This is a genomic window from Streptomyces sp. NPDC006463 (genome assembly GCF_042870715.1).
Lineage (GTDB): Bacteria > Actinomycetota > Actinomycetes > Streptomycetales > Streptomycetaceae > Streptomyces.
On record NZ_JBIAHP010000003.1, the window covers coordinates 250130 to 271777 of the forward strand.

General features: G+C 73.0%; 19 protein-coding genes. 8 read left to right on the top strand and 11 right to left on the bottom strand.

Annotation, left to right across the window (positions count from 1 at the left end):
• Positions 1 to 7: 7 nt before the first annotated feature.
• The 5 genes from ACFYOB_RS08145 to ACFYOB_RS08165 are packed head-to-tail and all read right to left on the bottom strand — an operon-like array spanning position 8 to position 4262.
• A complete protein-coding gene (locus tag ACFYOB_RS08145) occupies positions 8 to 1369 on the bottom strand; it encodes a cytochrome P450 (RefSeq protein ID WP_388556166.1) in 1362 nt (453 codons plus the stop codon).
• Positions 1366 to 1986, bottom strand: coding sequence for an ATP/GTP-binding protein (locus ACFYOB_RS08150; RefSeq protein ID WP_328924377.1), 621 nt, complete (start codon positions 1984 to 1986; stop codon positions 1366 to 1368). The genes ACFYOB_RS08145 and ACFYOB_RS08150 overlap by 4 nt, the downstream gene beginning before the upstream one ends.
• Entirely contained in the window at positions 1967 to 2326 is a 360-nt protein-coding gene (locus tag ACFYOB_RS08155) for a DUF742 domain-containing protein (protein WP_328924376.1), read from the bottom strand. Before ACFYOB_RS08155 ends, ACFYOB_RS08150 begins: the two co-directional genes overlap by 20 nt.
• Complete coding sequence (locus ACFYOB_RS08160) at positions 2323 to 2730, bottom strand: roadblock/LC7 domain-containing protein (RefSeq protein WP_328924375.1); 408 nt, start codon at positions 2728 to 2730, stop codon at positions 2323 to 2325. The genes ACFYOB_RS08155 and ACFYOB_RS08160 overlap by 4 nt, the downstream gene beginning before the upstream one ends.
• Complete coding sequence (locus ACFYOB_RS08165; RefSeq protein ID WP_388556171.1) at positions 2727 to 4262, bottom strand: sensor histidine kinase; 1536 nt, start codon at positions 4260 to 4262, stop codon at positions 2727 to 2729. Before ACFYOB_RS08165 ends, ACFYOB_RS08160 begins: the two co-directional genes overlap by 4 nt.
• 648 nt (positions 4263 to 4910) lie before the next feature.
• Here ACFYOB_RS08165 and ACFYOB_RS08170 point away from each other — a divergent pair.
• On the top strand, positions 4911 to 6404 hold the full coding sequence (locus tag ACFYOB_RS08170) for an FUSC family protein (protein WP_388556780.1): 1494 nt from the start codon (positions 4911 to 4913) through the stop codon (positions 6402 to 6404).
• On the opposite strand, the gene ACFYOB_RS08175 is transcribed toward ACFYOB_RS08170, so the two are convergent.
• Positions 6405 to 8762 carry a HelD family protein gene (locus tag ACFYOB_RS08175; protein ID WP_388556173.1) on the bottom strand — a complete coding sequence of 786 codons (2358 nt, stop codon included), beginning with the start codon at positions 8760 to 8762 and terminating at the stop codon, positions 6405 to 6407.
• A 75-nt stretch (positions 8763 to 8837) separates the two neighbouring features.
• Here ACFYOB_RS08175 and ACFYOB_RS08180 point away from each other — a divergent pair, with 75 nt between their 5' ends.
• From ACFYOB_RS08180 to ACFYOB_RS08190, 3 genes are all read left to right on the top strand, one after another.
• On the top strand, positions 8838 to 9419 hold the full coding sequence (locus tag ACFYOB_RS08180; RefSeq protein ID WP_388556175.1) for a GNAT family N-acetyltransferase: 582 nt from the start codon (positions 8838 to 8840) through the stop codon (positions 9417 to 9419).
• Between the two features lie 215 nt (positions 9420 to 9634).
• Positions 9635 to 10774 carry a nitric oxide synthase oxygenase gene (locus ACFYOB_RS08185; protein WP_388556178.1) on the top strand — a complete coding sequence of 380 codons (1140 nt, stop codon included), beginning with the start codon at positions 9635 to 9637 and terminating at the stop codon, positions 10772 to 10774.
• 54 nt (positions 10775 to 10828) lie between these two features.
• A complete protein-coding gene (locus ACFYOB_RS08190) occupies positions 10829 to 11908 on the top strand; it encodes a lactonase family protein (protein WP_388556180.1) in 1080 nt (359 codons plus the stop codon).
• 59 nt (positions 11909 to 11967) lie between these two features.
• Here ACFYOB_RS08190 and ACFYOB_RS08195 read toward each other — a convergent pair whose 3' ends face one another.
• The 3 genes from ACFYOB_RS08195 to ACFYOB_RS08205 form a co-directional block, all read right to left on the bottom strand.
• Positions 11968 to 12882 carry a sirohydrochlorin chelatase gene (locus ACFYOB_RS08195; RefSeq protein WP_388556182.1) on the bottom strand — a complete coding sequence of 305 codons (915 nt, stop codon included), beginning with the start codon at positions 12880 to 12882 and terminating at the stop codon, positions 11968 to 11970.
• Positions 12883 to 12978: 96 nt separating this feature from the next.
• Positions 12979 to 13665 carry a uracil-DNA glycosylase gene (locus ACFYOB_RS08200; RefSeq protein ID WP_388556185.1) on the bottom strand — a complete coding sequence of 229 codons (687 nt, stop codon included), beginning with the start codon at positions 13663 to 13665 and terminating at the stop codon, positions 12979 to 12981.
• A gap of 11 nt (positions 13666 to 13676) precedes the next feature.
• Positions 13677 to 14768, bottom strand: a complete 1092-nt coding sequence (locus ACFYOB_RS08205) for a WD40/YVTN/BNR-like repeat-containing protein (protein ID WP_388556188.1) — start codon at positions 14766 to 14768, stop codon at positions 13677 to 13679.
• Between the two features lie 237 nt (positions 14769 to 15005).
• Here ACFYOB_RS08205 and ACFYOB_RS08210 point away from each other — a divergent pair, with 237 nt between their 5' ends.
• The 3 genes from ACFYOB_RS08210 to ACFYOB_RS08220 all read left to right on the top strand — a co-directional run bounded on the left by ACFYOB_RS08210 (position 15006) and on the right by ACFYOB_RS08220 (position 17989).
• Positions 15006 to 16343: a wax ester/triacylglycerol synthase family O-acyltransferase gene (locus ACFYOB_RS08210; protein ID WP_388556191.1), complete on the top strand. Its 1338-nt coding sequence runs from the start codon at positions 15006 to 15008 to the stop codon at positions 16341 to 16343.
• A gap of 80 nt (positions 16344 to 16423) precedes the next feature.
• Positions 16424 to 17524: an NADH:flavin oxidoreductase/NADH oxidase gene (locus tag ACFYOB_RS08215; protein ID WP_388556194.1), complete on the top strand. Its 1101-nt coding sequence runs from the start codon at positions 16424 to 16426 to the stop codon at positions 17522 to 17524.
• Positions 17525 to 17632: 108 nt separating this feature from the next.
• Positions 17633 to 17989, top strand: a complete 357-nt coding sequence (locus tag ACFYOB_RS08220; protein ID WP_388556197.1) for an ArsR/SmtB family transcription factor — start codon at positions 17633 to 17635, stop codon at positions 17987 to 17989.
• Here the strand turns inward: ACFYOB_RS08220 and ACFYOB_RS08225 are convergent.
• Both ACFYOB_RS08225 and ACFYOB_RS08230 read right to left on the bottom strand, forming a co-directional pair.
• Positions 17982 to 19343: an FAD-dependent oxidoreductase gene (locus tag ACFYOB_RS08225; RefSeq protein WP_388556199.1), complete on the bottom strand. Its 1362-nt coding sequence runs from the start codon at positions 19341 to 19343 to the stop codon at positions 17982 to 17984. The two genes, ACFYOB_RS08220 and ACFYOB_RS08225, sit on opposite strands and share 8 nt — an antisense overlap.
• 52 nt (positions 19344 to 19395) lie before the next feature.
• Positions 19396 to 20082, bottom strand: coding sequence for a DUF305 domain-containing protein (locus tag ACFYOB_RS08230; RefSeq protein ID WP_388556202.1), 687 nt, complete (start codon positions 20080 to 20082; stop codon positions 19396 to 19398).
• Between the two features lie 78 nt (positions 20083 to 20160).
• Between ACFYOB_RS08230 and ACFYOB_RS08235 the strand changes: the two genes are divergently transcribed.
• Positions 20161 to 21645, top strand: coding sequence for an LVIVD repeat-containing protein (locus ACFYOB_RS08235; protein WP_388556205.1), 1485 nt, complete (start codon positions 20161 to 20163; stop codon positions 21643 to 21645).
• Positions 21646 to 21648 lie beyond the last annotated feature (3 nt).

The following is a 21648-nucleotide window of genomic DNA, read 5'->3' on the forward strand; positions in this document are numbered from 1 at the left end:
CCAGTCGTCAGCGGCGGCCCAGCAGCCGGGCCCACCACGAGGGCCGCACCGCCGGCCGCTCCTCGGACCGGGGCGCGGCCGCCGGCGCGGCGGCCGGCGGGACGGGCGCGCGCGTGGCCGCCGTGACCGAGGTACCGCGCGGTGTGAACCTCACCGGAAGCGCGACCAGATGGCGGGACATGAGCGACGAGGTCCAGCGCAGGCCGTCCTCGGGTACGGCCAGTTCCAGATCGGGCAGCCGCGTCAGCAGGGTGTCGATACCGGTGTCCGCGATCGCCCGGCCGATGTCCTGGCCGGGGCACTCGTGGGGGCCGCTGCTGAAGGCCAGGTGGGAGCGGTTGCCGTGGACGGGCACCGACAGGTCCGGACGTATCTGAGGATCGACGTTCCCGGGCGCGAGGCCCAGCAGCAGCATGTCCCCGGCGCTGATGTGCACCCCGGCGAGCTCGGTGTCGCCGGTGGCCCAGCGGCCCAGGATCGTCGTGAACGGGGGCTCGTCCCAGAGGACCTGTTCGAGCGCGTCGGGCAGGGTCATGTGACCGCCGGAGAGGTTCGCGCGGAAGCGCTGGTCGGTGAGGACCAGGCGCAGCGTGTTCGCCACGAGGTTGGCGGTCGACTCGAACGCCGCGATCATCACCAGCCGCAGGTGCTCCACGATCTCTTCGTCGGTCAGCGCCGTCGGGTGCTCCAGCATCCAGGTGGTGAAGTCCCGGCCGGGCACCACCCGCTTGCCCGCGACGAGTTCCCGCAGGGTGGCCGTGACGTACTCGTTGCTGGCGACGGCCGTCTCGGTGCCCCGGATCATGTCTCGGGCGGCCTCGACGAGCCGCGGTCCGTACGAGTCCGGCGCCCCGACCAACTGGGTCATGACGAGCATCGGCAGCGGTTCGGCGAAGTCGGCGACGAGATCGCCCCGCCCGGACTCGGCGATACCGTCGATCAGCTGGTCGGCGAAGCGCTTGACGTACCGGCGCACGCCGCGCCGGTCGAAGCGCTCCAGCGACTCGGTGAGCGCCCCGCGCAACCGCTCGTGCTCGGCGCCGTCGACGAAGTGGCACACCGGCTGCCACGCGGTCATCGGGGTCAGCGGATGGTTCGCAGGAACGTTGCCCTCCTGCATGTCCCGCCAGCGCCGGGGGTCCCGGGAGAACCGGGACGGCGTACGCGCCACGTCCAGGTTCTCGCGGTGACCCAGCACCAGCCAGGCCGGCAGGTCGCCCTGTACGAGGACGGGGGCCACCGCGCCGTGCTCGGCACGCAGCTTCTCGTACAGCCCCATCGGATCGGCCTCGGCCTCGGGGCCGTAGAGCCGGTGTGCGGGGCAGCCCGGCGGCGGAGTGGAAGCTGCGGGGTACGGGGTGGTGCTCACGATGCCTCCGGGGTCACGGCGAGGGAGTGCAGATAGCGCATCAGCGTCATCAGGACGTCACGGCTGGACTCGCGCCGCCGGGCGTCGCAGAGCACCAGCGGTACCGAAGCGGGCAGGTCGAGGGCGCTGCGCAGGTCCTCGACAGGGTGCTCGGGCGCGTCGGGGAAGGAATTCACGGCGACCACGAACGGCACCCCGCGCTCCTCCAGCCGGCCGATCACGTCGAAGCTGACCTCCAGGCGGCGGGTGTCGACCAGGACCACCGCGCCCAGCGCGCCCTCGAACAGGCCGTTCCAGAGGAACCAGAAACGCTGCTGGCCGGGGGTGCCGAAGAGGTACAGCACCAGTTCCTCGTTGATGCTGATCCGGCCGAAGTCCATGGCCACGGTGGTGGAGCTCTTGCGCTCCACGCCCGCCGTGTCGTCGACGCCGACCCCCGCCTGGGTCATCGTCTCCTCGGTCGTCAGGGGCCGGATCTCGCTCACCGAGCCGACCAGGGTCGTCTTGCCGACCCCGAAGCCGCCCACGATCACCACCTTGACCGCGGCGGCGGCCGTGGCCGGCAGTACGTCCTCGCGCCGCGGCCCGGCGGGCCGCTCAGAGCTTTCGAAGTCCATCGATGACTGCCTCAATCAATGCCAGGTCGGGGAGTTGGGCGCGGGCGACGGGTGCGCGGGAGAGCACCTGACCCGCGGTGATCAGATCGTCGACCAGTACGGTGACCACGCTCACCGGCAGGCCGAGATACGCGGAGATCTCGGCCACCGAGAGGGGCGCCTGACACAGCCGGATGATGGCCGCGTGTTCCGGCTGCATGCCGGGCCTGGGCCCCGACCTGGCGACGATGAGCGTGACCAGGTCGAGGCGGGTGGGAACTAACGGTCCACTGCGACCGCCCGTGATGACGTACAGCCGCTCGGGACTGCCGTCTTCCCAGCCGTTGCCCGGGTCACTCACGCGGTCTGCCTGTCGCTGCGCGGCGGGCTGCTGAGGTGCTCTCCGATCCGCGCCACGAGGTCACGCATGCGCTGGCCCATCAGCCCGGCGTCGACGCCCTCGTTCGCCAGCACCGCGAGATAGGCGCCGGCGCCGGCCGCCATCAGGTAGAAGAACCCGCCGTCCATCTCGATCACGACCAGACGCATGCGGCCGTTGCTGTTCGGGAGTTCGGAGGCGACCGCGCCGGCGAGGCTCTGGAGTCCGGCACATGCGGCGGCGAGCCGGTCGGCCGTGTCGGTCTCCGCGCCGTACTGGGCCATCCGCAGGCCGTCGGCGGAGAGCACGATGACGTGCCGGGTCTGCGGAACGCTCTCGGCCAGGTCCTTGAGCATCCAGTCCATATTGGTCTGCTGCTGACTCATGGCTGTTCCCCCTTGCTCGCCGAGGCCGGCGAGACGTCTGTGTTCTGGCTTGCGCCGGCCTGGCTGTCCCCGGACAGGCCGCTCTGGAAGGCGGCCAGCCACATGCCGGGCTGCGCTTCGGTCTGGTCCGGGGCGGCCGCAGTGGTCCGCTCGGCCGCCGCGGGCTCGGCCGGCGCCGTCGCCCGGCTCTTGCGGCGCCGCTGCGGCAGTCCGTTCGGTGCCCGCTCGGTCACGATGGGCACCTCGTCCATGTTCACCGGGTGCCGCGGGCCCGTGGCCGGGCGCGGCGGCTGCGCGGGCTGAGACGGCTGCGGCGGTGCGGCGGAGGTCTCCAGGGCGGCACGGGGACCCGAGGAGGTACCGATGCCATGGGCGACGCCGGTCGCGGTCGAGACGGTGGTGATCAGTTCCTGCGGGATGACCAGGACGGCGCGTACGCCGCCGTACGCCGAGGAGCGCAGCGACACCCGGAAGTCGTACGCCTGCGAGAGCCGGCCGACCACGGCGAGGCCCAGCCGGGGCGTCTCGCCCAGGTCGGTGAGGTCGATGCCCTCCTGCGCCTGGCGCAGCATGCGCTCGGCCCGCTTGCGGGCCTCCTCGCTCATGCTCAGGCCGCCGTCCTCGATCTCGATGGCGATGCCCGAGTTCACGTCGACGGCGGTCAGATGGACCTTGGTCTGCGGCGGGGAGTAGCGGGTCGCGTTGTCGAGCAGCTCGGCCAGTGCGTGGATGAGCGGCTCGACCGCGGGGCCGACGACGGCGACCTGGGACACGGAGTGGAGCTCCACCCGCTGGTAGTCGATGATCCGCGACATGGCGCCGCGCAGCACGCTGTACAGCGGGACGGCCTTGCTCCACTGGCGGCCGGGCCGCGCACCGCCGAGCACGGCGATGGAGTCGGCGAGCCGGCCGATGAGCGCGGTGCCGTGGTCCAGCCGCAGCAGATCGCCGAAGACGGCCGGGGTCTGGCCGTGCCGGTCCTCCATCTCCCGGAGTTCCTGCGCCTGTTGGTGCACGATCGCCTGGACGCGGCGGGCGATGTTCACGAAGGCCCGTTGCGCGGAGTCGCGCAGGTCCTCCTCGGCTACCACTGCATCGAGCACCGAGCGCAGCACCGCGTGGTGGGCGGCCCTGAACTCGGGCGTCAGCCCGGGCTGGTAGATACCGGGGTCCTCCAGGGACGTGAGCACGTCCTCGGGGAACTCACCCTTGCGCAGGCGCGCCACGACATCGGGCAGCAGCGTCTCGGCCAGCCGTACGGTCTCGGCCTGCTGCCGCCACAGAGCCTCGTCCTGCGCGGCCACCCTGGCCCGCAGCGCCGTCACGGCCTTGCCGCGCCGGGCGGCCTCACCACAGGAGAGCGCGACGGCGACGAAGGCCGCGGCGCCGATCCAGGCCACGGGGGTGCGGGCAGGTGCTGACACCAGTGCGACGGCCACCGCCGACAGCGCGGCGGTCAGCAGGGCGGGCAGCGCCCATACGACGGGTGAGGTGGGCCCTGGACTGCCGGGCGACGATCCCTCTCGAACCATCAGAACCCTCAAACGATCGAAAGCGAAAGATCATTGGACAACAGCCCGGGATCTTATCTGCTCTACGAACGGCCCCTTGACAACAGGTCATGATGCGGACGGGCAACGGTTGTTGGCGGCGGGGAGACCTGACCTGAAACGGACCGTGCGCCCGAACGGCCGCCCCGGTGGTCCGCGACCGTCGTCCGTGCAGTCAGGGCCTGGTGGGCCCCTGCCCGGCGCCCGAGGGCGGGGCCGCGCGCACCGACGCGGCGCCCCGCCCGATTCGGCTGGTTTCCGACGCCGGCCGAGGGGCCCCGACCGGGCCGGGGGCACGGCACCGCCGGCTCTATGTCCCGACCCCGCCGTCCGGGAAGCGGAACGCCGTCGTGGGCACCGCGCCGGGCCGTTGGCCCCCTCCTGGCCGAAGAACACAGGTCCGCGCTGTGCCAATGGCCCAGTGAGCCGAGACCCGGTTGAGCCACCGGGCCCGCAGATGCTTATCTGTGTCGTATCCATGTACTTTCGGGCGCCGCGCAGCGCCGGACGGCAACGACGCCGCTCCGGACCGTGGCGCCTTCGCCGTGCCCGTACGCCGCCCACCACCCCCGGGCGGCCGCCGGGCCGGCGCGCACCATCGCGAGGGGGCGGCACACCGCCGTGAAGAGGATGTTCGTGGCTCCGGATCCGGGGCGTATGAGGCTCAGGAACTCGGCTCGCGCCGTGATCGGCGTCGGCGCCGCCGTGGCCTTCGCCGAGCTGTGCGGTCTCTCACTGACCGCTTCCATCACCGGGGGACTGGCGGCCCTGCTCGCCCTCTTCACCGTGCTCGACGCCGATGTCCGCGCCCAGCGCGCCACCACCGCCCTGCTGCCCGTCGCCGGATTCCCCGTCCTCGCGCTGGCCACCACCCTCCACGGGGTGCCCCTCGCCCGTGACGCCGCCTTCCTCGCCGTCGTGTTCGCCGGGGTCTACGCCCGGCGCTTCGGCCCGCGCGGACACGCCCTCGGGATCTTCGGCTTCATGATGTTCTTCGTCACCCAGTTCCTGCACGCCCGGCCCGGGCAGCTGCCCGAGCTGTACGCGGCCGTCGGGCTGGCGCTCCTCGCCGCCGGAGCCGTGCGCTTCGCGCTGTGGCCCATCGAGCGGCGCACCCCGCCCGCCGCGGCGCCGCCCGGGCTGCCGGGCTCCGGGCTCGCACGGCCCACCACCCGCCAGGCCTTCCAGGCCACCGCCGCCTGCGCCTTCGCCCTCGGCATCGGCCAGGCGCTCTCCGAGGACCGCTGGTACTGGGCCGTCGGCACCGCCTGGTGGATCTTCGTCAACACCGCCTCACGGGGCGAGACCCTCGTCCGCGGCTTCCGCCGGGTCGTCGGCACCGTCACCGGCATCGCGGCCGGGCTGCTGATCGCCGTACCGCTGCACGGCGCGCCCGCGCCGACCGCCGCGCTCGTCGCCGTGTGCGTCTTCGGGATCTTCTACACCGCGGCCCCGTCGTACTCCTGGATGATGTTCTTCGTCACCGTCATGGCCGGGCTGCTCTACGGGCTCCTCGGCGTCCTGCACCCCGGGCTGCTGCTCCTGCGCTTCCAGGAGACCGCGATCGGCGCGCTCGGCGCCGCCCTCGCCGTCGTGATCATCCTCCCGGTGACCACCCACGCCGCGAACGACGCCTGGATCCAGCGCGCCCTGCACTGCGTACGCGCCTCCACCGCGGCCTCCCTGGACCGCCTCGCCGGGGACCCCGCGGCCGACCCGGCCCCGCACGCCGCCGAGCTGGAGCTCCTTCTGGGCCGCGTACGGATGGCGCTCGCGCCCCTCGTCCACCCGTTGAGCCCGCTGCGCGCCCGCAAGGCCCGCGCCAGGCAGGTGCTGGCACTGCTCGACGACTGCGCCCGGGAGGTGCGCGGCCTGGTCGCCGTCGCCGCCGACCCGCAGGCCTCGCACGACGCCCGGCTGGCCGCCGCCTGCTGGCGCGTCGAGGCGGCCGTCGAGGCGCTGACGGCGCCCCAGGGCGCCCCCGAGCCCGCGCCGGTGACGCCGGCCCGGCCCGCCCCCGCCGAGCCGGCCCTGGCCCACCTGCACGGCCTCGAACACGCCCTCGTCGCGCTCGCCACCCCGCTGCGCACCGACCCGCGGGCGCCGCTGGTCATCAGCGCCTGATCAGCTCCTGATCAGCCCCTCCGGGCCCAGCCCCGCCGGCAGCCGGCCCTCGGTGTGCACCACACCGAGGGCCTGGGTGGCCCGGGTCAGTGCCACGTACAGGTCGCTCGGTTCGAGGTCGGCAGGCTCCACCACGATCACCGTGTCGAACTCCAGCCCCTTGGCCTGGCGCGGATCGAGGAGAACCACGTCCTGGGTCAGGTCCGGCTCGGCCCCGGCGCGTACCCCCGGCAGCCCGGCGGCGAGCGAGGAGTGCAGCGCCCGCGGCGCGATCACCGCGAGCCGCCCCTCCTCCGGCAGCTCCCGCCGGACCGCGTCCCCGACCGCCTCCGCCAGGTTCCCGGCCGCCCGCGCCCACGGCCGGACCCCGGTGGTCCGCACCGAGCTCGGCGGCTCGAAGCCGGGATGGCGGGCCCGCAGCACCGACGCCGCCACCTCCATGATCTCGGCGGGCGTGCGGTAGTTGACCGCCAGCCGGACCAGCTCCCAGCGCTCGCCCACGTACGGGCCCAGGATGCGCTCCCACGAACCGCAGCCCGCCTCGTCGGCGGTCTGGGCCGGATCGCCGACCAGCGTCATGGAGCGGGTCGGGCAGCGCCGCATCAGCAGCCGCCACGCCATCTCCGACAGCTCCTGCGCCTCGTCCACGATGACGTGCCCGAAGGCCCAGGTGCGGTCCGCCGCGGCCCGCTCGGCCGTGCTGCGGTGGTCGGCCTCCTCGTGGCGTTCGGCCATCCGCTCGGCGTCGATGATGTCGTGCGCCGCGAGGAACTCGCTCTCCTCGTCCTCGAACTCGTACGTCTCGGAACCCTGCGACAGGTCCAGCACGCCCTGCGCGTACGCGATGCGCCGCTGCCGCTCGCGCTCCTCGGCCGCGCGCCGGGCGCTGTCGTCCTCCCCGAGCAGTTCGGCCGCCTCGTCCAGCAGCGGTACGTCGGCCGGGGTCCACCGCGGCCGGGCCGACGGCTCGCGCCGGATCAGCTCCGCCTCGTGCGCGGGCAGGTGCGTGGGCTCCGCCAGGAAGTCGCCGACGAGCTGTTCCGGGGTGAGGGAGGGCCACAGCGAGTCGATCGCGGCGTGTACGGCCGGGCTCATCGCGATCTCCTTGCCCAGCTGCGCCACGTCGTCCGAGCCCAGCAGGTTCGGGCCGCCGTACGGGTCCGCCCCGAGCCGGTCGGCGAGCTGCGCCGTGAGCGCGTCGATGATCGGGAAGGCGAAGGAGGGACGCGCCTGGTTGTGCGGCAGTCCGGTGGCCCGGGCCCGGTCCCGCGCCTCGTACGCCATCGTGCGGTCCAGCAGCAGCGTCCCGTAGTCGTCGTGGTCGATCTCCAGCGCGGGCTCGGGGACCGTGTCGAACTCCTCGCCGGTGTCCGCCGGCACCGTCTGCGGCAGGCACTGCCGGTCGGCGACGACCCTGGCCAGCACCTCCGCCATCGCGGCCCGGCCCTTCACCGCGGCCGCCCCGGGGCGGTCGGTGCCCGTCGCGTGGACGCCGGGGAAGAGCTCGCCGGGGGTGGCGAGCAGGACGCCCGTCTCGCCGAGCGCGGGCAGCACCCCGCCGATGTAGCCCAGGAAGGCCGGGCCGGGGCCGACGATCAGGACCCCGCGCTTGGCGAGCAGCTCCCGGTGCGCGTACAGCAGGTACGCGGCCCGGTGCAGCGCCACCGCCGTCTTACCGGTGCCGGGACCGCCCTCGACGACCAGCACCCCGCGGTGCGTGGAGCGGATGACCCGGTCCTGTTCGGCCTGGATGGTGCGCACGATGTCGTGCATCCGGCCGGTCCGGGCCGCGTCGAGCGCGGCGAGCAGTACGGCGTCCGCGTCGGCGCCCTCGTACCCGGTGCGCTCCGCGTCGGTCAGGTCGAGGATCTCGTCGTGCAGGGCGGTGACCACCCGGTCCCGGCTGCTGATGTGGCGGCGGCGCCGCAGCCCCATGGGGGTGTGACCGGTGGCGAGGTAGAACGGGCGGGCCACGTCGGCGCGCCAGTCCAGGACCAGCGGTGTGCGGTCGGCGTCGTCCGCGCGGATTCCGATGCGGCCGATGTGGTGGTCGCGGCCGTCGGAGAACTCCAGACGGCCGAAACACAGACCGTTCTCGCCGGCATTCAGTGCGGATAGCACACCGGACTGCTCCGCGACCAGGACATCACGGTCCAGGCGTGCCTGAAGCCCGGTCCCGACATCGCGCAATGCCTTCTCGACGGCACGTTCGGCCTGGTCACGCAGATGGTCGAGGCGCGCGTAGAGACCGTCGACGAATTGCTGTTCTTTCCGGAATTCCTCGGTTGACAATTGCACTCCTGCCGCGATACTGTGTCCTCGTAAACTTCTTCGTGTCTTCGGTTTCAGCGAAGGCATGAACCCATGAATATACGTTCCATCATCCCTCGGTAGTCAATTCCGCCGGGGGATTTTTTGCGTACCGTGGATTCCATGACCACCGCACGCGGCTCCACCGACGGCATCGTCTACCGCCTCGCCCGCCCCGATGATGCGGGAGCCATCGAGGCCCTGGACGGCTCCTTCACCACCGACACCGTCTTCGAGGTGGCCGCCTCCGGCACCGGTTTCGGATTCCTGCTCCGTGAGATCCCCGCCGACCCGCCGCTGTACAAGGAGTTCCCGCCCGAGGAGCACGACGAACAGGGGCTCGGCGGCGGGCCGGACACCACCGGGGACGCCCGGACCTACGTCGCCCTCGACGGCGGCCGGGTGTGCGGCTTCGCCGCCGTCGGCTACGCCGCGTGGAACCGGCGGCTGACGATCGAGGACATCGAGGTCGCGCCCGGCCACCGCGGCCGGGGCATCGGCCGCGCCCTGATGGAGTGCGCGGACGGATTCGCGCGCGAACGCGGCGCCGAACACCTGTGGTTGGAGGTCAGCTCGGTCAACGCCCCGGCCGTGCACGCCTATCGGCGCATGGGATTCACCCTCTGCGGCCTCGACACCACCCTCTACGGCGGCACGCCCGCCGCGGGCGAGCAGGCGCTGTTCATGAGCCGGCCCTGCCGCTGACGAGCCGCACGGTGGTCAACTCCCGGATGGCGGCGGATCGTACGCCGTCCTGCGGCCCGCCCGCAGTCCGATCCCCGAAGACCACTCGGACGGGTGTTCCATACGTGCCTGGCGCGCGCCCCTGACCTGCGGCATGTACAACGGGTGATGGTTTATTGCACATTCATCCGGCATGTACAGGGTGGATCTGGTCGGACAGGGGGTAACCGCCCGGAATGGAAATACTTCAACAGCGCTCCACCACCGCCCAGGTGTGGGAAGCGGCCGAGGAGTTCATCCGACTCTTCCACCGGGAGGACCGGGGCGCCGGTGATCCGCGTGCCCGGCTCGCCGCCGTGCGGGCCGAGCTCGCGGAGACCGGCACCTACCGGCACACCCTCGAAGAGCTGGTCCACGGGGCCCGCGTGGCCTGGCGCAACAGCAACCGCTGCATAGGCAGGCTCTACTGGAACTCCCTGCGGGTCCGTGACCGCCGGGAGCTCACGGAGGGCGACGAGATCGCCGCCGAATGCTTCGGGCACCTGCGCGAGGCGACCAACGGCGGCCGGATCCGGCCCACGATCACGGTCTTCGCCCCGGACGCCCCGGACCGGCCGGGACCGCTGATCTGGAGCGAGCAGCTCGTCCGGTACGCCGGGTACGGGGACCACCACTCCGTCACCGTCGGCGACGCGCGCAACGCCCCGCTCACCGAGGCCCTGCTCCGGCTCGGCTGGAACGGCGGCGCGGGCACCCCCTTCGACCTGCTGCCGCTGGTGGTCCAGGGCGTCGACGACAAGCCCCGCTGGTTCGAAACCCCCTCGGACGCCGTCCTGGAGGTCCCGATCGCCCACCCCGAGGACGAGGGCTGGGGCGCGGACTGGGGACTGCGCTGGCACGCCGTACCCGCCATCTCCAACATGTGCCTGGAGATCGGCGGCATCCACTACCCGGCCGCCCCGTTCAACGGCTGGTACATGGGCACCGAGATAGGCGCCCGCAACCTCGCCGACACCGACCGGTACAACCTCCTGCCCGCCGTCGCCCGCCGCCTGGGCCTGGACACCTCCAGCGACCGCTCGCTGTGGAAGGACCGCGCGCTCGTCGAGCTCAACCGGGCGGTCCTGCACTCCTTCGACCGCGCCGGGGTCACCATCGCCGACCACCACTCCGAGTCCCGGCGCTTCCTGTCCCACCTTGCGCGGGAGGAACGCAAGGGCCGCGACGTGGGGGCGGACTGGTCCTGGATAGTGCCGCCGATCTCCGGCGCCGCGACCCCGGTCTTCCACCGCACCTACGAGGACCGCCGCAGCAGTACCGCGTACGTCCACCATCCCGGCGCTCAGGAGCGGGCCCAGGGGCGGGACTTGGTCTAGACCCTTCTGTTACCGTCGCCTCCGGACGGATCCGAGAGCGGAGAGGGGCCTCCCGTGGGCGGCGCGGACAGCACGGACCAGAACGGCGGACACCGGGCCTACATCGGCTCGTTCACCTCCGGCGGTGGTCGCGGCGTCACCACCGCGGCCGTGGATCCGGCCACGGGAGCCCTGACGCCGATCGCGGTCACGGGCGCCGCCGTGGCGGACCCCTCGTACCTCACGCTCGCCGTGGACACCGGCGTGCTCTACGCGGTGAGCGAGACCGGACAGGGAGCGGTGGCAGCCTTCACGCCCACCGCCGCCGGCCTGGCACCCCTCGGCGCGCCCGTCGGCGTGGGCGGCTCCGGGCCCACCCACCTCAGCCTGGCCGGGCGCCGGCTGCTCACCGCCAACTACACCTCCGGCAGCGTCAGCAGCCTCCCGCTCGCCGCCGACGGCCGCCCGGAGGGACCCGCCGCCGTCCTCGCGCACCACGGCTGCGGCATCGACGCCGACCGCCAGGAGCGGCCGCACGCCCACCAGGTGCTGCCCGACCCGAGCGGCCGCTGGGTGCTCAGCGTCGACCTCGGCACCGACTCCGTACGGGTCTGCGCGCTCGACCCGGCCACCGGGGAACCGCGGCTGCACACCGAGACCGCCCTGCGGGCCGGGACCGGACCCCGCCACCTCGCCTTCCACCCGCACGGCGAGGTGGCCTACGTGCTGCACGAGCTGGAGCCGCAGCTGACCGTCTGCCGGTGGAACGCGGCCTCCGGGCGACTGGAACCGGTCGGAGAGGTTCCGATCGCCTCCGAGGGTCCCTCAGGGGCCGTACGGGCCTATCCCTCGGCGGTCGTCGCCTCGGCCGACGGGCGATTCGTCTGGGCCGCGATCCGCGGCACCGACGCCATCGCCACCCTCTCCCTCGCCGCAGGCGCCGAGGAGCCGCAGCTCACCGGCGTCGTGGGCTGTGGTGGCAGCTGGCCGCGCGATCTCGCCGCCGACCCTTCGGGGCGCCGCCTGTACGCGGCCAACGAGCACTCGGGAGACGTCACCTGGTTCGACGTCGACCCCGTGACCGGGCAGCCGCGCGAGGCCGGCTCGGTGGCCGTGCCCGCCGCCACCTGCGTGGTCTTCGGCCGGTCCGTCTGAGGTCCCCAGACGCCAAGGGCCCCGCCGAACGGCGGGGCCCTTGACGTCGTGGCGGGCGGTCAGTGCGTGGCCGCGCCCTGGGTGATCCCGAGAGCCGCGGCGTACTGCGCGACGGCGAGCTTGCCGAGCGCCGGGTAGGCGCCGAGCACCTCGGCGGCGCTGCAGTCGGCGTCCTTGCAGGCGCTGTCCAGCAGCCCGTCGGCGGCCTCCGGGCCGATCAGGTACGGGGCGAGCGCGACCTGCGTGGAGCCCTCTCGGCGCAGCTGGTCGGCGACCGCGGCCACCGAGCCCTCCTCGTCGAGCGCGGCGGCCATGACGGGCACGGCGAGCCGGGCCGCGAGCAGCATCCCGGTGATCCCGGCGGCCTGCACGGCCTCCTCGCCACCGGTGGTGGCCAGGACGATGCCGTCGGCGGCGGTGGTCACGGTGAAGAGCCGGGCGCGGTCGGCGCGGGCCAGACCGGCCTCGGACAGCCGCACGTGCAGGCCCTCGGCGAGCAGCGGGTGCGGGCCGAGTACGTCGGCCAGCTCGGCGGCGGCGGAGGAGTCCATCAGCGCCTGGCGGATCCGGCGGAGCAGATCACCGTCGGGACCGGGCAGGAGCGGGACCACCACGGCGTCCGGGCCGGTCGGCGCGGGCACCTCGTGGCCGGCGGCGCGGGCGAACTCCGCGCGCGCGACGCGCTCGGTCGCGACGGCGGTCAGCACACCGGACAGGGACGGGAAATCGGTGGCGTCGTCACCGTCGAGGAAGCCGATCCGGGCGTCGAGGCCCGGCAGCTCGGAACGGCCGATGCTGATGATCTCTTCCGCCAGCCCCCGCGAGGCGGCCGAGGGGGCACCGGGCACGGCGAGCACCAGCGCGGGCGCGCCCTCGGGCGCCGCCGCGGGCTCGGGCCGGCGGTGCCGTCCGGTCTGGCGGGGTCGCGGCATTCGTACGGGCAGGCCATTTGCGGGCCCAGTGGGGGAGCTCATGGCGCCGCATGCTACTGGCTTATCGGAACCGGGTGTTCGGGCAGGGCCTTCTCCTGGGGCATCTGTCCGTATTTATCCGGTGAATTGCAGATACCATCAACTGACGGACGGCAAGCGCCAGTCCACGGGCTGTGAACCTTGGCCCACCAGCAGCTCGTTCGTCCTGCTGAACGGCCTGGATCCGAAGAATCCGTAATCGGCGGACTTGGGGGAGGGGTGGGAGGACTCCACCACCGGCAGCTCGCCGAGCAGCGGCCGCAGATTGCGGGCCGCCCGGCCCCAGAGGATGGACACCAGCGGCTTGCCGCGCGCGGCGAGGGCCCGGATGGCCTGGTCGGTCACGGCCTCCCAGCCCTTGCCCTGGTGGGCGTTGGACCTGCGGGGCGCGGTGGTGAGCGATCGGTTGAGCAGCAGCACGCCCTGCCGGGTCCACGGGGTGAGGTCGCCGTTCGCGGGACGGCCGGTACCGAGGTCCCGGTGCAGTTCCAGGAAGATGTTGTCGAGACTCGGCGGCACCGGCCGCACCTCGGGCGCGACCGAGAAGGACAGGCCCACCGCGTGCCCCGGCGTGGGGTACGGGTCCTGGCCCACGATCAGCACCTTGACCTCATCGAAGGGCTGCTGGAAGGCGCGCAGGACGTTCGCCCCGGCCGGGACGTAGGTCCTCCCCGCCGCGATCTCGGTGCGCAGGAAGTCGCCCATCGCGGCGATCTGGCCCGCCACCGGCTCCAGAGCCCGGGCCCAGCCCGGCTCGACGATCTCGTTCAACGGTCGTGCTGCCACGGTGGATCACTCTACTGGCCGATCGTCGCCGCCCGCACACACAGCACGTCGGGCAGGTGCTCCGCCAGCAGCCGCCAGCTCTCGCCGTCGTCGTGGCTGGCGTAGAGCTCGCCGTTGCGGTTGCCGAAGTAGACGCCCGCCGGGTCCGCGTCGTCCGTGCACAAGGCGTCGCGCAGCACCGTGCCGTAGTGGTCGCCGGCGGGCAGGCCGTGCGACAGGGGCTCCCAGGTGGCGCCCGCGTCCCGCGTGCGGAAGACCCGGCACCGGTGCCCGGCCGGGACCCGGTCGGAGTCGGCGTTGAGCGGGAAGACGTAGGCGGTGTCCGGCCGGTGCGGGTGGGCGGCCACCGCGAAGCCGAAGTCGGAGGGCAGCCCGCCGCCGATGTCGGTCCACCGGGACCCGGCGTCGTCGCTTCGGTAGACGCCCCAGTGGTTCTGCAGGTACAGCCGGTCGGTGCTCCCGGCGTCCTGGGCGATCTTGTGCACGCACTGGCCGAACTCGGGGTGCGGATCGGGCAGGAAGACCGCCGACACCCCGTCGTTGGACGGCTCCCAGCTAGACCCGCCGTCCTTCGTCCGGAACACCCCGGCGGTGGAGACGGCCACCGTCACGGCGTCCGCGTCGTGCGGATCGGTGATCACCGTGTGCAGCCCTTCGCCGCCGCCGCCCGGCTGCCAGCTGCCCCGGCTGGGGTGCTCCCACAGCGGGCGGACCAGCTCGAAGGACTCGCCGCGGTCCGTCGAGCGGAACAGCGCGGCCGGCTCCGTCCCCGCGTAGACCACGTCCGGAGCCTCGGGCCCGGCCGGCTGGAGCTGCCAGACGCGCTCCAGTGAGGCGCCGGTGTCCTTGGGGAACTTCACGGCGGCCTCGGCGGGCTCGTTCCAGGTCTCCCCGAGGTCGTCAGAGCTGAAGACGGACGGCCCCCAGTGCGAGCTGTCCCCGGCGACCAGCAGCCGGGGCGCCGCTCCCCGCCGGTCGACGGCGACCGCGTAGACCGCCTGGGCGTTGAAATGGGGCCCGCCGAACTCCCAGGCCCCCTCGCCCCGGCGGCGGCCGATGAAGAGCCCCTTGCGGGTACCCACGAGCAGCAGTACGTCGGCCATGGCCGGCACCTCCGGACTTCGTCGTCCATGTCTTTCGGGTGGTCCGTGTCTTGCGAGCTGTCGTCTCTTTCCGGTCAGTCTGCACCCGCCCACCGACAGCGGCCCGGCGGGCGGCGCGGGGGCCTGAGAGGCGGATTAATACCGATCATTTACCCGCAGGAAACGATCGCTGCTTGCATGGAGATGTTCCGAATAGATTGACTTCAGGCCACTGCTGCCGCACGCGAGAGGACGTACGTGGCCACGGAGCACTTGTCCCCGCTCGACCTCGCCTTCTGGCGGATCGAATCCGCCGCCCACCCCATGCACCTCGGTGCCCTGGCGGTCTTCAGGGCCGTCGGGCCCGGGGCCGCAGAGCACGCCGCGGAACTGCTCACCGCCCGCTGCGTCGGCGTGCCCGGCCTGCGCCGCCGGATCCGGGACGTCCTGCTGCCGGTCGGCGCCGCCGCCTGGTCGCCCGACCCGGGCTTCGATCCGGCGCGGCACGTGTTCCTCGTCGCCACGCGGGTCTCGCCGCACGAGGCCGCGGGACCGCTGATGGCCCGGCCGCTGGACCGGAGCCTGCCGCCCTGGGAGGCGCACGTACTCGCCGGGCCAGACCCGGACTCCTTCGCGGTGCTGTTCAAGTTCCACCACGCCCTCGCCGACGGGCTCGGCGCGCTCGCCCTGGCCGCGGCACTGTTCGACGAGGGTGCTTCCCTGCGTCCGCCCCCGCGCCCCGCTCCGCGTCCGTCCGCCCGCCCGGCCCCCGGACGACAGGCCGCCCCGTCCCTGCGACGGCTCTCCGAAATCCTCGCGGCCCGGGCCCAGGACGTCGGCCAGGCCCTGGAGATCGGCGCCGCGGTGGCCCGCGCCGGGCTGCCGGTCGGGGTCCCCGCGGTCCTCACCGCGGGCGTCGCCGGCGCGGGATCCCGTACGGTCGCGGGCCTCGCCCTGGACCTGGACGAGGTCAACCTGGTCCGCAAGGCCGCCGGAGGCACCGTCAACGACGTGCTCATCTCCGTGGTCGCCGGCGCCCTGCGGCGCTGGATGGAGGGCCGCGGCGACCCCGCGCCCAGCGGACCGGGCCCCCGCGCCCTGATCCCCGTGTCCCGCCGGGGCAGGCCCGGGACCGGCGGCGGCAACCGGCTCTCCGGCTACCTGCTGAGGCTCCCGCTCGCCGAGCGCGACCCGCTGCTGCGCCTGGACCGAGTCCGGGCGGCCATGGACCGCAACAAGGACGCCGGCCCCGCCCGCGGCGCCGGCGCCGTCGCCCTGCTCGCCGACCACGTCCACCCGCTCGGCCACCGCCTCGGCGGACCGCTCGTCGCCCAGGCCGCCCGGCTGCTCTTCGACATCCTGGTCACCAGCGTCCCGCTGCCCGGCCTGAACTTCTCGCTCGGGGGGAGCCGGGTGGGCGAGGTCTACCCGCTCGCCCCGCTGGCCCGCGGGCAGGCCCTGGCCGTCGCGGTCTCCACGTACAAGGGAACGGTCCATTACGGCCTCGTGGCAGACGCGGCGGCAGTCCCGGATCTGCCCGCCCTGGCCGAGGCGCTGCGTGCGGAGCTCGACGCGCTTGTACGAGAGGTCTCGTAGTACGAAGGAATTCGTAGTACGGTGAGTCTCGTACTTAGCCGCCGACCCCGGCGCGCCCGGTGACGTCCTGGAGAGCCCTGATGAGTGCTGCCCCCGCTGCTTTCGCCGCCCTGTTCGCTCCCTACACCCTTCGCTCGGTCACCATCCCGAACCGCGTGTGGATGGCGGCGATGTGCCAGTACAGCGCCGAAGCCTTCGGCCCCGGCGCGGGCGTTGCGCACGACTGGCACTTCGCGCACTACGCCGCCCGCGCCGTCGGCGGCACCGGCCTGATCATCCAGGAGGCCACCGCCGTCTCCCCGGAAGGCCGGATCTCTCCCTACGACCTCGGCATCTGGAACGACACCCAGGTCGAGGCGCTGCGCCGGATCACCTCCTTCCTCAAGGCCCAGGGCACCGTCCCCGGCATCCAGATCGCGCACGCCGGACGCAAGGCCTCCACCGACCGGACCTGGAAGGGCGGCGGCCCGGTCGGGCCCGAGGCCCACGGCTGGCTGCCGGTGGCCCCGAGCGCCGTGCCGTTCGACGGGGACCGCCCGGCGCCGCACGAGCTGACGGCCGATGAGATCGCGGAGATCGTCGGCCAGTTCGCGGCCGCCGCCGAACGCGCGCTGGCCGCGGGCTACGAGATCATCGAGATCCACGGCGCCCACGGCTACCTCATCGGCGAGTTCCTCTCCCCGTTCAGCAACAAGCGCACCGACGCGTACGGCGGCTCGTTCGAGAACCGCACCCGCCTCGCCCTCGAAGTCGTCGACGCCGTACGGGCGGTGTGGCCCGAGGAGCTCCCGTTGTTCTTCCGGATCTCCGCCACCGACTGGCTGGAGGAGGAAGGCTGGACCGCCGACGAGACCGTCCGGCTGGCCGGGCTGCTCCAGGAGCACGGCGTGGACCTCCTCGACGTCTCCACCGGAGGCCTGGCCCCCGGGGTGCAGATCCCCGTCGGCCCGGGCTACCAGGTGCCGTTCGCCGCGCGGGTCAAGGCGGAGACCACCCTCCCCGTGGCCGCCGTCGGCCTGATCACCGAACCGGCGCAGGCCGAGAAGATCCTGGCCAACGGCGAGGCCGACGCCGTCCTGCTGGGCCGCGAACTGCTGCGCGACCCGTACTGGGCCCGCCGCGCGGCCGTCGAGCTCGGCGCGGAGCTCCGTACGCCCGACCAGTACCACCGGTCCTGGTGAAGCCGGTGCGGCTCCGGCGCCCCCATGCCGGAGCCGTACCCCGCCCTGTTCCTACGACGACTCTCGTACGATGGGGGCCGGGGCAAGCCGAGCGAGCGGAGCAGGGACATGACGGAACGTGACACGGCCCGCGCCCTCGACCACCCCGAGGCGGCCGCGATCCGGCTGGAGGGCGTCCTGCACGCGCTCTCCGACCCGCTCCGGCTCTCCATCGTCCGGGACCTGGCGGGCTCGGCCAGGGAACTGGCCTGCTCGTACTTCGACCTGCCGGTCACCAAGTCGACGACCACCCACCACTTCCGCGTCCTGCGGGAGAGCGGCCTCGTGCGCCAGACCTACCGGGGCACCACCAAGCTCAACGCCCTGCGCCGCGCGGAGCTGGAGGACCTCTTCCCGGGCCTCCTCGACAGCGTCCTCACGGCGGCTGCCGCCGAGGAAGCGCGATCGGCCCTGATCCTCAACTGAGTCCGGCGGCGTCCAGCAGGCCGTGCCAGTCGGGGATCTTGACCGAGCGGCGGCCCAGGGACCGGCCGAGCTCGGACTCGGCCGCTTCGATGGCCTGCCAGCCCGGCCATTCCACCGGTCGCAGGCCCGCCGCCCGCATCGCGTCCAGCGGGTCCTCGTCGGGCACCCCGCGCCGGGCCAGCGCTCCCGCGTCCTGGAGCAGCGAGGACGCCGTCTCCTTGGCGCAAGGCCGGTTCGTGCCGATCACCCCCGTCGGGCCGCGCTTGATCCAGCCCGCCACGTACTCGCCGACCGAGGCCCGGCCCGCGCGCACGACCCGGCCCGCCGCGTGCGGGACCGTGCCCTTCGCCGGGTCGAAGGGCAGCCCGGCCAGCGGGACGCCCTTGTACCCCACCGAGCGCAGGACCAGCTGCGCCTCGATGTCCTCGTACACGCCGGTCCCGGTCACCCCGCCGGTGCCGTCCGGGGCGGTCCGCTCGAAGCGCACGCCGGTCACCCGGCCGTCGGGCCCGCCCAGCACCTCCACCGGCCGCAGGTAGAACCGCAGGGCGATGCGGCGCGGCCCGTCGCCCGGGCCGGCCTGTGCCCAGCCGCGCAGTACCTCCAGGTTGCGCCGCGCCACCGCGGGCAGCGCCGCGGCCGCCTCCGGATCCCCGTACACCGGGTCCAGGGCCGCCTCGACGGGGTCCACCACGGCGTCCACTCCCGGCAGCGTGCCCAGCTCCCGCAGCTCCTTGGTGGTGAACTTGCCCTGCGAGGGGCCGCGCCGGGCCACCATCGCCACCCGGCGCACGCCGCTGTCCGCGAACGCGCCGAGGGCGGGCTGCGGCATGTCCGTCGGCGCCAGCTCTGCCTCTCCCCGGGCCAGGATCCGCGTCACGTCCACCGCGACGTTGCCCGCGCCGACCACGACCGCCGAGTCCACCCCGGCCAGGTCGAAGACCTCGGCGGCGGCATCGGGGTGCCCGCTGTACCAGGACACGAAGGCCGTCGCGGAATGCACCCCGGCCAGCTCCTCGCCGGGGATCCCCAGCAGCCGGTCCCGGGCCGCGCCCACGCAGTACACCACCGCGTGGTAGAGCTCCAACAGCCGCTGCGTGGGCAGCAGCTCACCGCCGACCTCGACGTTCCCGAGGAAGCGGATCCGCTCGTCCTCCAGCACGGTGCGCAGGCTGCCCTGCAGCGACTTGATCTTCTCGTGGTCCGGCGCGACCCCGTACCGGACGAGCCCGTACGGAGCGGGCAGCCGGTCGAGCACGTCGACCCGCACCCCGGGCACCTCTCGCTGCTGGACCAGCGTCTGGGCCGCGTAGACCCCGCTGGGGCCCGATCCGACGACGGCGACACGAAGCACGGCGGAGCTCCTCCCGCAGGTGGTCCCAGCATGACACCGGCTTCCCCGACAGTCAGCCCATCGCGCGCATCCGGTGGATCTCGGCGCTCTGCGTGGCCACCACCTCGGTGGCCATCTCCTCGACCGCGACGTTGTTGCCGCCGGTCAGCGCCTCGCCGGCCATCTTCAGGGCACCCTCGTGGTGGGCGGTCATCAGCTTCAGGAAGAGCCGGTCGAAGTCGGCTCCCCGGGCGTCGGACAGTTCCTTCAGCTGCTGTTCGGTCGCCATGCCCGGCATCGCGCCGTGGTCGTGCGCGTGTCCGCCAGCGGTCGCCGATGGTGCCGGATGGAGGGCCAGCCACTTCTCCATCGCCGCGATCTCGGGCCGCTGCGCGGCGGTGATCCGTTCCGCCAGCCGCCTGACGCCGTCCGCCGAGGCCCGGTCCGGCGCCAGCGCGCTCATCGTCAGGGCCTGCCTGTGGTGTTCGATCATGTTCTGGGCGTACGCGTGGTCGGCGGCGTTCGGGCTGTCGTCGGGCTTCTCCTTCGCGGCCTGTTCGGGGGTGAGCGTGCGGGCCTTCTCGCCCGGCTTGCCCGGCGCGACGACCACGGCGCGTCCGTCCTCGGAGCCCTCCGCCCGGTCGTCTCCCTGGCAGCCGGCGAGTGTCAGCACGAGACCGGCGGCCGCGGCCGCTCCGGCGAGCCGCCCGAGCCGCGGCGGTAAGGCCTTGCGGCCCCAGGGGTCTTTTGCCATGTCCATGGAAAGGAAGATACTGCCGGGGTCCTGGTTCCGTTCCCCTGACGACCGGAACCGATCGGACTCCCTTGGGAGGGCACGTTGAGCTCGTTCCACACCACGAGAGCGCGCAGCGCAAGGGTGGGAGCGGCCGTCGCTGCGGCCGGGCTCCTCACCGCGCTTCTGACCGCCGGACCGGCGGCCGCCACCCCCGACCCGGGTGACTTATCGCCCGGGAACGGCAACCAGCAGGGCGCGGCCCTCGTCGACGGCAGGGAGCTCGCCCCCGGCGAGATCCCCGGCCAGGACGAGATCGTGCACAGCGCCAACATCAAGCCCCTGGCCAACATCCCCAGCGCCGACCCCACGGTCATCAACTCCGACCTGGCCTTCCAGGGCAGGTACGCCTACGCGGGCAACTACAACGGCTTCACGATCTACGACATCGCCAACCCGAAGGCACCGAAGACCGTCACCCAGGTGCTGTGCCCCGGCGGACAGAACGACGTCTCCGTCTACGGGGACCTGCTCTTCCTCTCCACCGACTCCTCGCGCAGCGACGACTCCTGCAACAGCGTCTCGCAGCCCGCGACGGAGAAGTCCTCGTGGGAGGGCATCAAGATCTTCGACATCAAGGACAAGAAGAACCCCAAGTACATCAAGTCCGTCGAGACCAACTGCGGCTCCCACACCCACACCCTGGTGCCCGGCGGCCGTGACATCTACCTCTACGTCGCCTCGTACTCCCCGAACGAGGCCTTCCCCGACTGCCAGCCGCCGCACGACGGCATCTCGGTGGTGAAGGTCCCGAAGAAGGCGCCGACGCAGGCCGCGGTCGTCGCCTTCCCGATCCTGTTCCCGGACGGCGGCAACCCGGGCGGGCCCGCCAACCCCGGGGTCTCCAAGACCACCGGCTGCCACGACATCACCGTGCTGCCGTCGAAGAACCTGGCCGCCGGCGCCTGCATGGGCGACGGCATCCTCTTCGACATCAGCAAGCCCGAACAGCCGCGGGTCATCGACCGGGTGCAGGACAACGTGAACTTCGCGTTCTGGCACTCCGCCACCTTCAACGAGCGGGCGAACAAGGTGGTGTTCACCGACGAACTCGGCGGCGGTGGCGGACCCACCTGCAACGAGGCCACCGGTCCCAACCGGGGCGCAGACGGGATCTACGACATCACCGGCAGCGGGGACCAGCGCAAACTCGCCTTCCGCAGCTACTTCAAGATCCCGCGGCACCAGGCCGACACCGAGAACTGCGTGGCCCACAACGGCTCGCTGATCCCGGTCGGCGGCGGCCGCGACATCATGGTGCAGGCCTGGTACCAGGGCGGTGTCTCGGTGTGGGAGTTCACCGACTCCGCGCAGCCCAAGGAGATCGGGTACTTCGAACGCGGCCCGCTGACCACGGACAAGCTCGGACTCGGCGGGTCCTGGTCGGCGTACTACTACAACGGGCACATCTACTCGAACGACATCGCCAAGGGCCTCGACGTGCTGCGGCTGGACGACTGGCGCACCGCGAGCGCGAAATGGGTGTGGCTGGACCGGCTCAACGTGCAGAGCCAGCCCGAGTATCACTGACGC